10 protein-coding genes and 1 pseudogene are annotated in these 12,820 nt (G+C 62.7%); 2 read left to right on the forward strand and 9 right to left on the reverse strand.

Going from position 1 to position 12,820, the window contains the following annotated elements; all coding sequences use genetic code 11:
- The 5 genes and pseudogenes from NW852_RS10030 to NW852_RS10050 all read right to left on the reverse strand — a co-directional run.
- Positions 1–776 (reverse strand): annotated as a pseudogene (locus NW852_RS10030) (type II secretion system protein); the annotation flags it as partial.
- A gap of 174 nt (positions 777–950) precedes the next feature.
- Complete coding sequence (locus tag NW852_RS10035; protein WP_414364567.1) at positions 951–1,547, reverse strand: response regulator; 597 nt, start codon at positions 1,545–1,547, stop codon at positions 951–953.
- 97 nt (positions 1,548–1,644) lie between these two features.
- Positions 1,645–2,244 (reverse strand): pentapeptide repeat-containing protein, encoded by a 600-nt coding sequence (locus tag NW852_RS10040; RefSeq protein WP_414364565.1) that lies wholly within the window; start codon positions 2,242–2,244, stop codon positions 1,645–1,647.
- Positions 2,245–2,319: 75 nt separating this feature from the next.
- Positions 2,320–3,198 carry a DNA-formamidopyrimidine glycosylase gene (locus tag NW852_RS10045; protein ID WP_414370249.1) on the reverse strand — a complete coding sequence of 293 codons (879 nt, stop codon included), beginning with the start codon at positions 3,196–3,198 and terminating at the stop codon, positions 2,320–2,322.
- A gap of 25 nt (positions 3,199–3,223) precedes the next feature.
- Positions 3,224–3,451 (reverse strand): photosystem I reaction center subunit IV, encoded by a 228-nt coding sequence (locus NW852_RS10050; protein WP_414362355.1) that lies wholly within the window; start codon positions 3,449–3,451, stop codon positions 3,224–3,226.
- 287 nt (positions 3,452–3,738) lie between these two features.
- Here NW852_RS10050 and NW852_RS10055 point away from each other — a divergent pair, with 287 nt between their 5' ends.
- Positions 3,739–3,891, forward strand: coding sequence for a chlorophyll a/b-binding protein (locus NW852_RS10055; RefSeq protein WP_011429120.1), 153 nt, complete (start codon positions 3,739–3,741; stop codon positions 3,889–3,891).
- A gap of 61 nt (positions 3,892–3,952) precedes the next feature.
- Here the strand turns inward: NW852_RS10055 and NW852_RS10060 are convergent, their stop codons facing one another.
- The 4 genes from NW852_RS10060 to NW852_RS10075 all read right to left on the reverse strand — a co-directional run bounded on the left by NW852_RS10060 (position 3,953) and on the right by NW852_RS10075 (position 11,780).
- The gene (locus tag NW852_RS10060) at positions 3,953–5,626 is read right to left on the reverse strand and encodes an NAD+ synthase (RefSeq protein WP_414426701.1); all 1,674 of its coding nucleotides are present in this window, start codon (positions 5,624–5,626) and stop codon (positions 3,953–3,955) included.
- Between the two features lie 85 nt (positions 5,627–5,711).
- Positions 5,712–7,583 carry an excinuclease ABC subunit UvrC gene (gene uvrC / locus NW852_RS10065; protein ID WP_414370252.1) on the reverse strand — a complete coding sequence of 624 codons (1,872 nt, stop codon included), beginning with the start codon at positions 7,581–7,583 and terminating at the stop codon, positions 5,712–5,714.
- A 42-nt stretch (positions 7,584–7,625) separates the two neighbouring features.
- A complete protein-coding gene (locus NW852_RS10070; RefSeq protein WP_414370254.1) occupies positions 7,626–9,962 on the reverse strand; it encodes a transglycosylase domain-containing protein in 2,337 nt (778 codons plus the stop codon).
- A gap of 3 nt (positions 9,963–9,965) precedes the next feature.
- Positions 9,966–11,780, reverse strand: a complete 1,815-nt coding sequence (locus tag NW852_RS10075) for a protein kinase domain-containing protein (RefSeq protein ID WP_414364556.1) — start codon at positions 11,778–11,780, stop codon at positions 9,966–9,968.
- A 117-nt stretch (positions 11,781–11,897) separates the two neighbouring features.
- On the opposite strand from NW852_RS10075, the gene NW852_RS10080 reads away from it, so the two are divergent.
- Positions 11,898–12,815: a histone deacetylase gene (locus NW852_RS10080; RefSeq protein ID WP_414370258.1), complete on the forward strand. Its 918-nt coding sequence runs from the start codon at positions 11,898–11,900 to the stop codon at positions 12,813–12,815.
- Positions 12,816–12,820: the final 5 nt, after the last annotated feature.

Below are 12,820 nucleotides of genomic sequence, written 5' to 3' on the forward strand. Positions count from 1 at the left end.
TGAATGGGCAAGGTGACGGCAAAGACCTGGAAAGGCTTGTACAGCGCCGATCCCGCCTGGAACCAGTCTCCCACGTTGGGGTTGGCGGTCTGCTCGGCGGCTTTGTCGGTACAGGGGTTCAGGGCCGACCCTTGCAGGGGGCCACTGCGGATCATCAGGCGCCGCGCCCGCTCCGTATCCGTTAGCTGGCTATCCTCAAAGCCAGCGCCAGCAGCCCGACGGGTGTTGAGAATGGTGTAGGCAGTTACGGAGTCGTTGACGCCGTTGTTGTCGGTGTCCACCAAAAACCACCAGGCCGGCGCCCGTACCGGCACAGGCAGGGTTTGCCCGGGGTTGTTGGGATCCTCCACCTCGATGTTGGTTGTAATTTCGAACTGGGTTTCATCGGGGAGGATGTAGGGCTCGTTCTCATCCCGCGGGAGCAGCCCTCCCGCCCCGTCGTTAATCAAGGCCGCGGCAAGTTGGGCATCAGTAGGGGTGCCGGCAGGCAGGCGGGGATCCCGCACCAGGTAGTCAATCTTGGCCCGCGCCCGGTCGATGGCGGCGTTTAGTTGTCGGCTAACCGTCTGCCCCGCCCGTTCCACCTGGGTTTGGATGTTGCGCTGGGTGGAGCGGGTGAGCAGGCCCACCGTTACCAAGCTCAACACCAGCACAATCAAGATGGCGACCGGTAGAACAAAGCCACGCTCGCGGATCCTGCGCCGATCCACCGGGATCTTCAGAGAGCCAAGCAGACGCAGGGCAAGTTTGAGCAACAGTGGGGAAGGAGCAGACATAGCCGTACGCGGGTAAAGGCTGCCAAGATAGCAACAGTATGCAAGGGATCCGGATTGCAGGCATCCCCACCTCTGGGGGGAAACGCCGGACTGCCCAAGCGCTCCGCGCCGCTCACGCGACCACCCCCGGCCCCTCTCCCTGAGGGAGAGGGGAGGAGGATAGGGGCTTTGTACTTAGAGAATTCCCAGTTGTTGCGCCTTGAGCAGGGCGGTGACGCGGTCGGTGGCGTCCAGCTTGCGGTAGGCGGCGCTGGCGTATTCTTTCACGGTTTCGATGCTGAGGCCCAGGCGGCGGGCAATCTGCTTGTTGGCCAGGCCCTCCTTCATCAGTTGCAACACGCACAGCTCGCGGGGGGTGAGCTTGGGCAACGCTTGGGGGGTGGGCAGCCAGTCTTGATCGGGAGTGGCCAGAATTTGCCGAATCACGCGGGCCAGCTCCGCCGGGTCGGTTTCTTTGGAGAGGTAGCCTTTGGCCCCCGCTCGTCGCGCTGCCTCGACCAAGGCCGGCTCCTGAAAGGTGGTCATCATCACCACCACCACCGACAGGCCCAGCTCAACAATCTGCTGGCAGGCCAGGATCCCGTCTCCATCCGGCATGCGCACATCCAAAATGGCCACGTCGGGAGGGTTGTGGCGGCAGTACTCAACGGCCTGGGATCCCGTCTCCGCTTCGGCCACCACCTCAAATCCTTGTGCTTGCAGGGCAAACTTTAGCCCCAGCCGAAATAGGGGATGGTCGTCGGCAATCAGAACTCGCACAGGGGAACTCATGGCAGGGGATCCCGGCCAGGAAGGGGGCTAAGCTTAATCTGCCCAAAAGAGGGAGCTAGCCCTCACCCCCGGCCCCTCCCCCCAAGGGAGAGGGGGGCTAGTTTTTCACAAAGACCATGCCGTGGGCGCTGGGGCTAAAGGTGGGATCCAGTTGGGTCTGGGCGTTGTACAAGGCGCCAGTTAGATCCGCTCCCTCCAGAAAAGCTCCCCGCAGGTCGGCCCCGCGCAGATCGGCCTGGCGTAGGTTGGCTCCTGTCAGGTCGGCGCCGGCAAGAACAGCCCCGCGCAAATCGGCTTCGCTGAGGTTGGCCACCTGGAGGTTAGCCCCTGTGAGATTGGCCTGCTGGAGGTTGGCTTGGCTGAGATCCGCTTCCCACAGAAAGGCCCCGCCCTGATCCGTGCTGCTCAGGTTGGCGCCGCGCAAATCGGCCAAGTTGAGGATTGCCTGGGAGAGGTTGGCAGCTTGCAGGTTGGCCTGCTTGAGGATGGCTTCTTTGAGGTTGGCCCCCCACAAATCCACGCCTGGCAGCTCCGCTCCCGTCAGGTCGCAGGCGGGGCAATCTTTGCTGGGGGCAACAACTTGGGATCGGCCCAGTTGGGCATCCAGCTCCAGTTGGGCAAAAACAGGAAGTGCCGGGATCCCTATCCCCCACAAAGCTATCCCGCCGAAGACGCCCCAAGACCGAGGCCCTACCACCTTTTTCACCGGGATCCCTCCCTCACCGTCGGCCTCTCTCCCTCTGGGAGAGGGGAGCTGGAGATCAACCCAGAACTATAGCTGTTCGCGGGGGATCCGCCATCCAGTTGCAACCTGGCCTGGGGGCGGCTGGCAGCGGGGGCAAAAGTGGGCTGAGCGGCCCGCCAGCTTAAGCCGCTGAATGGGGGTGCCGCAGAGGCGGCAGGGATCCCCTTCCCGACCGTACACCCAGGCTTGACCTTGATAGTTGCCGTTGATCCCACGCAGATCCCGGTAATCACGCAGGGTGGTGCCCCGCTGCTCCAGCCCAACCCGCAACACCTCGATCAAAGCTTGCCGCAGGCGGCTTTTGGCAGCGTCGGAAAGCTGCGAGGCGGGCGTCAAAGGGTGAATACCGCTCAAAAACAGGGCCTCATCAGCGTAAATGTTGCCCACCCCCGCCACCAGGCCCTGATCCAGCAGGGCAGTTTTGATGGGGCGGCGGCTCTTCTGCAAAGCAGCTTGGAAATAGATTTCTGAAAAGGCCGGCGACAGCGGCTCCGGCCCCAAGCTCTGCAGGGCGGGGATCACCGTCTCCGGCTCCACCCCGGCGGGCACCAGCCACATCTGGCCAAAGGTGCGCAGATCAACAAAGCGCAGCTCCCACCCCTGCTCCAGGCGCAGCCGGACGCGAGTATGAACCGGCAAAGGCGCGGATCCCTGAACCCAGAGCAGTTGCCCGGTCATGCGCAGATGCACACCCAGAACCGCTCCGGAGTCCAGGGATCCCAAGAGATACTTGCCTCGCCGCTGCCACTGAGTCAAACAGGTACCAGCCAGCCCCTGCTCAAACTCCTCTTTGCCAGGGTAGGCCACGGTGCGAGGGAGAAGCACCTCCACCGCCAGGATGCGCAGACCTAGAGTAAGGCGCTGCAGATCCCGCCTGACGGTTTCAACCTCGGGCAGCTCGGGCACAGGACAGGAAGGCCGAAAGCTTGGTTTACTTGGCAGAGGTAGCTTTGGCTTTGGGCTTGGGCTCTTCCACCACCTCCAGCTCGTCCTCGCGGAAGTTGTTGGTGTTGATGTTGTAGTAGTTAACCTTGTCAAAGCGGACGATCACCGGGTAGAGGATGCCGCTGGTATCCACCGCTGCCACCGTTCCCACATCCCGATACCAGTAGGATTCTTTCCGCAACACACGGACTTTGGCACCACGCTGAATCGCCATAGGGGTTTTCTCCGTTGACCTGCCCTTCAGATTACCCCAGTCGGTGGGAAGGCTGCGATTTCCGAACTTTTGTAACAGGGATCCCTGCCGTTCTGGGCTAGGGAGGAGAGATGAAACGCCGCACCTAGGAACCTGGCTCTTGTCCTCAACCGGAACACTGGTCATCGGCAGCTTCTTTCTTGCATTCGTAAAGAAATGCAAACTATACTGAAGGGTGGGTGGCATTCTTGTTTTCATTCTTTACAGATTCCACTCTTTTTGCTCCAAAGCACACAGCGGAGGTTCTTATGTCCAACCCCAACCTGTCTGAGCCCAAGTTTGGCTTTAACGAATATGCCGAGCGTCTCAACGGTCGCGCAGCCATGATTGGCTTTGTCCTGGCCATTGTCATCGAAGCGGTGACCGGCCAAGGCGTCGCCTCCTGGCTGGGGCTGATCTAGAAACTTGGCTTGCGGCAACCCCCCTCTCCCTGAGGGAGAGGGGCCGGGGGTGAAGGCAAAATCAAAAACAGATCCCTTCCTGGCGTTTGGCAATGGGCATGCGCCAGCCAGTGCCAAAGGCCCGGTCAGTGACCCGCAGTCCTGGAGGAGCCTGGTGGCGCTTGAACTCGGCATTTTGCACCAGCCGCAGCACCTGGTGTACGGTGTCGGGATCAAACCCTTGGGCCACCAGCTCGGCAGCGGATTGGTGCTGTTCAACGTGCCGCTGCAGGATGGCGTCCAGCACGTCATAGGGGGGTAGGCTGTCGCTATCTCGCTGGCCAGGCCGCAGCTCTGCCGAGGGAGGCTTGCTGAGGATGGGAAGAGGGATCCGCTCCTGGTGGCGGTTGATCCAGCGGGCCAGGCGGTAGACCCAGGTTTTGGGCACATCGGAGATCACCGCCAAGCCACCGGACATATCCCCGTAGATGGTGCAGTAGCCCACTGCCAGCTCCGACTTGTTGCCCGTGGTCAAAAGCAGCCGGCCAAACTTGTTGGAGAGGGCCATGAGCAGGGTGCCGCGGATGCGGGACTGCAGGTTCTCTTCGGTGATGTCGGGGGGGAGGCCGGCAAAAGGCTCGGCCAGGAGATGTTGGTAGCTTTCCATAATCGCGTGAATGGGGAGATTCAGGGTCGGGATCCCCAGGTTTTGCGCCAGTTGGTAAGCATCCGTCAGGCTGCCGGGACTGGAATAGGGAGAGGGCATGAGTACCCCCAGCACCCGCTCTGGCCCTAGGGCGTCGGCGGCAATGACGGCAGTAACAGCCGAGTCGATCCCTCCCGACAGGCCCAGCAACACCTCGCGAAAGCCACATTTGCTGACGTAGTCGCGGGTGCCCAAAACCAAGGCTTCGTAGAGCTCCGCTTCCGGCTCTGTTGGCCAGCGGGATCCCGGCGGGCTGGGTTCCTCATCACGGGGATGGAGCAGCGCCTCCACATCCACGATGAGCCGATCCGGCGCAAAAGCAGCAGCTTGGGCTGCCAGCCGGCCTCGGCCATCTAGGGCGCAACTGGCCCCGTCAAAGATGAGGTCGTCGTTGCCTCCCACCTGGTTGACGTAGAGGATGGGCAGGGCGTGCTTGCGGGCTAGAGATCCCAGCATCTCCACCCGCAATTTTTGCTTGCCCAAGCTAAAAGGGGAGGCGGAAAGGTTAATCAGCAAATCGGCGCCGCAGCGGGCCATCTCTTCTACTGGATCGCGGTGGTAGCGGCAGTGCTGCCAGAAGTCGCGGTCGTTCCAGATGTCTTCACAGATGGTAAAGCCCAGTCGGCGGCCCCGGTACTCAATGGGTTGGGGTGGGGATCCCGGCTCGAAGTAGCGATCCTCGTCGAAGACATCGTAGGTGGGCAGGAGCGACTTCTGAAACCAGTGGCGGATCTGCCCCCTTTCCAGCCAGGCTGCCGCATTGTAGAGGGGCCGCCCCTCCGGCAGAGGGTTGGGCTGCACGGATCCCACCACCACCGGAATGCTCTCCTGCAGCCGGGCGGCCAACTGCTGCAAAACTTGGCCCGCCCTCTCGATCAGGGCCGGATAGAGCAGCAGATCCCGGGGTGGGTACCCCAACAGGGCCAGCTCAGACGTAATGGCCAGCTCCGCTCCTGCCGCCGCCGCTGCCTCGACCGCCGCACGGATGCGTTCAGCATTGCCGCTGAGATCGCCAACGGTGTAGTTGAGTTGCAACAGCGCTACCTTCACTTGGATCCCCTTGGCCGAGAACGGTTGCCCGGCAAATGGCAGACTCCACGATGATAGGCCAGCTTGAATCGTTAAGTTTGGCCCTTCACCCCCCTTCTGCTGTTGCTGGCGACTCTGTTTCGGCTTCTGGATGGAAGTAGCGGTAAATCTGGCGGGCCAGCTTGGGGCCAATACCTGGCACCTGGGCCAACTGCTCTTCTGTGGCCATTTGAATGCGGGCAAGGGAGCGAAACGCCTCCATTAGCAGCTTTTGGCGCTGCTTGCCCAGGCCAGGGATCTCCTCCAGGACAGAAGCCTGTTGGCGTAGCTGCCGCTGCTGGCGATGGTAGGCCAGGGCAAAGCGGTGGGCCTCATCTCGGAGGCGCTGCAACAGCAGGCGGGCCGGATCCTGGGGCGGCAGCCGCAGCGGCAGCGGATCCCCGGGCCGAAAGATCTCTTCCTCCCGCTTGGCCAGGGCAATCACCGGCAGGTGCTCCAGGCCCAGCTCTGCCAAGACAGCCATGACTGCCGCCAATTGCCCCTTACCGCCGTCAATGAGCACCAAGTCCGGCTGATCCTCAGGGGTCATTTTGCTGAAGCGACGCCGCGCCACCTCAGCATGGCTGGCAAAATCGTCGGAGTGGCCGGGCCGCACCTCGGGGTTGCGGATCCGGTAGCGGCGGTAGTGCTGCTTGGCTGGCAAGCCGTCGATAAACACCACCTGGCTGCCCACCGCATCGGATCCCTGGAGGTGGGAAATGTCGTAGGCTTCCAAGCGGCGGGGAGCTGCCGGCAAATCCAAAACTTCTGCCAGGCGTTCCAGCGCCTCTGCCTCCCGGTTTGCCAAGCGCTGGCTGCGGGCTAGCTCCAGCCGGGCGTTCCGCTCTACCAGTTCAATTAGCTCCGCTTTGCTCTGCCGCTGGGGGGCAAGGAGACTGACCTTGCGCCCCTTTTTTTGGCTTAGCCAAGACTCAAGAAAATCGCGATCCGGCAGCTCGTACTGGGTCAAGATTTCCGAGGGAATTTCCACCGGGTCGCAGTACTGGTAATGCTCTTGCAAAACTCGCTGCAAAATAAGAGCCGGGTCGTCGCCACGGTTTTCAGCAATAAACCCCAGCCGTCCCACCAACTTGCCCGCCCGCACCTGAAACAACTGGATGCAAGCTCGCGAGTCATCCATAGCCAAAGCCAGGGCATCGCGGCTGACGGTAGAGTTGGGCAAAGACACCTTCTGGGATTCGCCCAGTTGTTCTAGGCCACGAATTTGATCCCGGTACCGCGCCGCCGCCTCATAATTTTCTTGCTCGGCTGCCTGGGCCATTTTCTCCTTCAACTCCCGGATAAGCTCGTCCGTCTGCCCCTGGAAGATCATCGCCACTTGAGCAACGGTCTTGCGATACTCCTCCGGGCTGATCAAGCCTTGGCAGACACCAGGGCAACGCCCGATGTCGTAGTTCAAACAGGGGCGATCTTTGTAAAGGGGCTTGGGACGCTGGCGCAAGGGAAAAATGCGCTTCACCAGGCCGAGGGTGTAGCGCAGCAGGCCCACATCGGTATAGGGCCCGTAGTACTTATCTTGATTTTGGTTGAGACGGCGGTGGCGGGTAATGTAAATCTGAGGGTAAGGCTCTGACCACGTAATGCACAAGTAGGGGTATTTTTTTTCCTCCTTGAGGAGAACATTATAGGGCGGCTGATAGGTTTTAATGAGATTGTCTTCCAGGGCTAGGGCTTCGCTTTCGTTATCGGTTACGATAAACTCGATCTCGCAAACCTGAACCACCATGCGCTGAATGCGAGGAGGCAAGTCGCCGGTAAAGCGAAAATAGGATCGCACGCGAGATCGCAACTTCTTCGATTTGCCCACATAGAGAATCTGGTCGGTGGCATCTCGCATCAAATAGACACCAGGTTCGCTGGGAATCTCCTTGAGTCGGCTTTCTAGAACATCAGGGTTTTGAATCAGAGGGACAGTCATACAGCTTCGCTCCAACAGGCAAAGCCAGGGATCCCAAGGTTTTTATTCCGTGATGACTTGGCTCATGTAGTTTCTCCAAGTTTGGGCGGCAATGCTGCTGCTGCCGCGGGTGGGGCCGGCGTCGTCGTTGCCCAGCCAAATGCCGGTTACCAGAGGCGGGTTGGGTGTGTAGCCGATAAAGAGCAGATCCTTGTTGGCGGTGGTGGTGCCGGTTTTGCCCGCTTCTCCGATCCCAAGGCGAGCGGCAGTGCCGGTGCCGGAGCGGATCACGCCTTGCAATACGGCGGTCATCTGCTGGGCGACGCTTGCCGACAAAACCAGCCGCTGCGAGCGGGGATCCTCGCGGCCTGGGTAGATCTCGCGGCAGGTGCGAAAGTCGTCGGGGTTGGCGCAATCGCTGCTATCCAAGATGCGGCGGATGGTGTGGGGCCTGGACCAAAGGCCGCGATTGGCCAAAGGAGCAAAGGCCGCGGTCAGCTCCAGCAGGTTCACCTCCATCGTGCCGAGTACCAGGGAAGGATAGGGCTGCAAGGGGGATTGGATCCCCATTTGCCGCGCCATGGCCACCACCTGCTCCAGCCCCACCTGTTGGGCCAGCCGCAGGGCAATTACGTTTTCGGAGAGGATCAAGCCGCGGGCCAAGTCCATGGGGGCACTTCCCGAGCGGCAGCCCTGAAAGGTGAGGTTGCCCCAAGTAAGCGGCTCACAGGAGAGCACCTGCGAAAGCGGGATCCCCTGGCTGAGGGCGGCGGCGTAGGTGAAGACTTTGAAGGTGGATCCCGGCTGCCGTTGGGCTTGGGTAGCCCGGTTGAAGGGGCTGGCGTTGTAGTCGATCCCACCTACTAAGGCCAGGATTTCACCGTTGCGGCTGTCGAGGCTGACCAAGGCACCCTGACTGAAGCCCAGGCGGGAGCCCACCTCGCGCACCGTTTGGGCCAGGGCCTGCTCCGCCAGCCGCTGGTAGGGCAAATGCAGTGTGGTCTCGATGATGAAGTTGCCCTCTGCCGAGAGGTCTTGGCCCAGAAGCTGCCGCAGCTCCTGGAAGACGGTGCTGTAGAAGTAAGGGGCAACCGTCGAGGTCTGGGAGCGCAGATTGGGGTTGAGGGTGAGGCGGCTGCGCCGGGCCCGCCGAATCTCCTCTTCTGGGAAGACTTGGAGCTCGCTGAGGCGATCCAACACCCGATCCCGGCCCCGCACGGCGGCATCGTAGTTGGCGATGGGGTTGAAGGCATTGGGAGCAGGCAGGATGGCGGCCAGGGTGGCGGCTTCGGAAAGGCTGAGCTGGCGGCTGGGGATCCCGAAGTAGAACTGGGCGGCGGTCTCAAAGCCGTAGATGCCGTTGCCCAAGTAGACGTTGTTGAGGTAGAGGGTGAGGATTTCGTCTTTGCTGTAGCGCCGCTCCAGCTTGAGGGCGGCAACAGCCTCCCGCAGCTTGCGGCCAAAGGTGTTGCCTGAGCCGGTGTAGTCGCGCAACACGGTGCGGGCCAGTTGTTGGCTGATGGAGCTGCCCCCCTGCTGCACCTCTCCGGAGCGCAGGTTGACCCAAAAGGCGCGGGCAATGCCCAGCAGATCGACCCCGAAGTGGGAGTAGAAGCGGTGATCTTCGGCGGCCACCACCACTTTGGGCAGAATCGGGCCGAAGGCCTCCAGGTTGGGCAGCTCCCGATAGATATCCCCCTGGTGGCGGCGCAGTTCGGTTTGCCGATCCCCGGCCAGGACGATGAGGGGGTTGCGATCGGCGGCGAGCGGCGGTTCTACTGAGAACTTGCTCCACTCATGGCCGATCCAAATTCTCACCCCCAGCCCCAAGAGCGCCATCAGGATCAGGCAGCCGCGCACCCCGTACACCTGCGGCGGCGGTGGATCCAACACCTGAATGAACACGCTCTCCGGATCCCGGGGCGGGCCAAGGCTGAGTCGCTGGCCATGGCGCAGGATCACTCGCCGCACCCGCTCGGCGCCGCCAAAGGGCTTGAGGCGAAAGACGCCGTTGGTGGAGTCTTGATCTTCCAGTTGGTAGCGACCGGCGTTCCACCCCAGCCAGTAGAGAATTGGGGGCAACGGGATCCGCCACCCCAGGCCGGGCAGACGCCAGCCCGGACGCGGACGGATGCGGGCGTGCAGATGGCTCACCGCAGGAGCGCGGATGCGGATGGTGGCCACCGTCTGGCTGCGACCCAGAATGTCGGATCCCTGCAGGGTGACCACTTGGGGGGGCTCTCCTGGGCAGGTGATCCGCAGGCGCACCGGGCGCTTGGGGGGAGGAGGCTCGGCGGGCTTGAGGAGAAGCGTAGGCCCGACCGGAAAGGGTCTCGCCAGGGTCTTGAAGAAGCGGGCGACGGTGCCCAGCACAGGATTCTTGTCTTCGGAAGCAGACATGGCTCAATCTCCCCGCAATTCCCGTGAGCGGCGCAGCAGCTCCTGCAGGGTCTGGCCGGGAGGAGGGCCGGCGGGGGCCGGACGGGGCTGGGCAACGGGGACGGTGGGCGGGGAAGGTGAAGGGCTGGGCGGGGGATCCCAAACGGCCAGGTAGAGGTGGCCCTGGGGGGTGCGCTCGACAAGGCCAGACCAAGGGCCGACACGGAACTGGACGCGCTCAGAACGGTTTTCCCGCACCGCCTGCAGTTCTCGCTGCAACTGGGGGGGCAAGGGGGCCTGCAGCATGTCTTCCAGCAGCCCTTCTGCCTGCGGAGCGGGCACGTCGTCGGCAACGGTGGCCTCGATTTGTTGCAGCGCCAGGCTGGATTCGTCGTAGGTGAGGCTCAAGTTCATGCCGCCCAAGCGGTACAGGTCGTACACGGTGTTGGGCCAAGCGCCCCGCCCCTGCTGGCTGGGGGATCCCAGGGCGGCCCGCACCACCTCGCGGGAAGTCTGGAGAGGGAAGGCGCGCAACACCGGCCCGCTGCCGCTGTAGGGCTCCAGCTCCGGCGCCGGATCCCGCTCCCTCTTGCCGGCGTCCTGGGCAGCACCGCCGTTGACCCGCTCCAGAGCAAGAGGTTCAGGGGCCGTATCGGGCTGCGCATCCGCTCCTGGGCGCTCATCCTCTAACTCCGTGGGAGCTGGCGAGGGGCGAGAGCCGGAGATCACCGGAGCCGCAGGGCGCTGCAGAAACCGTCCCAACTGCCAACTCACGAGGGCCCAGCCCAGCAGCCCGCCCATCAGGAAGAGGAGCAGGGATCCCCTGTTCTCCGCCGCAGTGGCCCCTGTCACGGGCCTGAGACGCAGCGTGCCGGCTGTGGCTAAAGGAGCAGGATCCCGAAGCGAGGCGCCACGGATCCCTGGCGATGGAAAGGCAACAGGGGCGGAACCTCGGATCCCGGCTTGGATGCGCTCCAGCTCTGCCAACACATTGGCCACCGTGGGCGGACGGGCAGCCGGATCTTTGGCCAAACAACTGAGGATGAGGTCGGAGAGGCCAGCGGGCAGTCCCAGCTCTTCCAGAGGCAGGGGGCGCTGCTTGTGGTGGGCCTGGTACCAGCCCGGGAAAGATTCCGTGGTGGGCTGGAGGGGCATCTGGCCCGACACCATCTGGTAGAGGATGATCCCGAAGCTGTAGATGTCGGAGCGGGCATCCAGCGGCAACCCTTCCAATTGCTCTGGGGAGGAGTAGGCCAGCGTCCCCAGGTAGGCGTGGGTGAGGCTCAGCGACTCCCGGGTGTTGAGCAACTTGGCAATGCCGAAATCCACCAGCTTCGCCAGCTCCCCCAAGCTCTCGTCGGCCACCACGATCACGTTGGCCGGCTTGAGGTCGCGGTGGATGACCTGGATCCGCTGCCCTTCCAAGAGGATCCCTTCGTGGGCCGCTTTGAGCCCCAGGCCAATTTGGCGGGCCAGGCGAAAAAAGCGCTCCAGAGGCAGAGGTCCCGCCGCCAGAATATCCTTGAGGGTTTGGCCGTTCAGGTATTCCATCACATAGAAGGGCACCCCATCGGTAGTGATGCCGTAGTCGCTCACCTTGACAATGTGCAGGCTCTTTTGGCCCAAAGCGGCGCAGGCTTTCGCTTCCCGCTCAAAGCGCAGGCGGGCCTGCTCGTCCATCGCCGGCTGGGAGAGCAGCTTAATAGCCACTTCCACCCCACCAAAGAGCAGATCTTGGGCCAAATAGACCCGCCCCATGCCTCCTTGCCCCAGCAGATGGGTGAGGCGATAGCGCTGGGCCAAGAGGCGATCCAAAAAGGGATCCGAGGAAGTGAACATAGGGGATGGCGACGATACAGAGAAGAGAGCAGGGCCCTGGCAAGAGTAGGCTACCTCTACCATAAGCACTGGGGCCCCAATAGGCCATGCCCACCCTCGTCGATCCGGTTGCCTTGAATGTCTTTGCCCGTTGTTTACCACCCCGACTACAGCGCCCCCCTGCCGCCGGGCCACCGCTTTCCCATGCAAAAATTTCGCCTCCTGCACGAGCTACTGCTGCGGGAAGGGGTGATCCGCCCTCAGCAAGTGCACCAGCCGGAGTTGCCTCCCCTGGCCTGGATCGAATCGGTGCACACGCCAGAGTACGTGCGGGCCTACTGTGAGGGATCCCTGGAAGCCAAGCTGCAGCGCCGCATCGGCCTGCCCTGGAGCCCTGAGCTGGTGCGGCGCACCTGTCGAGCCGTGGGCGGCACCGTCCTGACCGCCCAGTTGGCCCTGCGCCACGGCCTGGCTTGCAACACCGCCGGCGGCACCCACCACGCCTTTCCCACCTACGGCGCCGGCTTCTGTATTTTCAACGACCTGGCTATTGCCGCCCAAGTCCTGCTGCAGCAGGGGCTGGTGCACAAGGTTCTGATTGTCGACCTGGATGTGCACCAGGGCGACGGCACCGCCTGGATCTTCCGCTCCGAGCCGCGGGTGTTTACCTTTTCCATGCACTGCGCCGCCAATTTCCCGGCCACCAAACAACAGAGCGACCTGGACGTGCCTCTGCCGGTGGGCCTGGAAGACGAAGCCTATCTACAAATCTTGGCCGACCACTTGCCGGATCTCTTGGCCCAGGTGCGCCCGGATCTGGTGCTCTACGACGCGGGGGTGGATCCCCACCGCGAAGACCTCTTGGGCAAGCTGGCCCTCAGCGACGAGGGGCTGTTTCGCCGCGACATGCAGGTGCTGGACACCTGCTTAAAGCGAGGCTACCCCGTTGCCTGCGTTATCGGCGGCGGCTATGGCAAAGACCTTGCCCACCTTGTGTACCGCCACTCGCTGCTGCACCGCGCCGCTGGCGAGGTCTACCGGCAATACTGCCTCTAGAAGGG

It is taken from the genome of Synechococcus sp. H60.1, from assembly GCF_047462335.1.
Taxonomy (GTDB): Bacteria; Cyanobacteriota; Cyanobacteriia; order Thermostichales; family Thermostichaceae; genus Thermostichus.

Excerpts from the sequence above, each read along its gene's own strand:
- uvrC (WP_414370252.1), bottom strand. The coding sequence starts at position 7,583 with ATGACTGTCCCTCTGATTCAAAACCCTGATGTTCTAGAAAGCCGACTC.
- NW852_RS10055 (WP_011429120.1), top strand. The coding sequence starts at position 3,739 with ATGTCCAACCCCAACCTGTCTGAGCCCAAGTTTGGCTTTAACGAATAT.
- NW852_RS10080 (WP_414370258.1), top strand. The coding sequence starts at position 11,898 with ATGTCTTTGCCCGTTGTTTACCACCCCGACTACAGCGCCCCCCTGCCG.
- NW852_RS10050 (WP_414362355.1), bottom strand. The coding sequence starts at position 3,451 with ATGGCGATTCAGCGTGGTGCCAAAGTCCGTGTGTTGCGGAAAGAATCC.
- NW852_RS10075 (WP_414364556.1), bottom strand. The coding sequence starts at position 11,780 with ATGTTCACTTCCTCGGATCCCTTTTTGGATCGCCTCTTGGCCCAGCGC.
- NW852_RS10035 (WP_414364567.1), bottom strand. The coding sequence starts at position 1,547 with ATGAGTTCCCCTGTGCGAGTTCTGATTGCCGACGACCATCCCCTATTT.
- NW852_RS10070 (WP_414370254.1), bottom strand. The coding sequence starts at position 9,962 with ATGTCTGCTTCCGAAGACAAGAATCCTGTGCTGGGCACCGTCGCCCGC.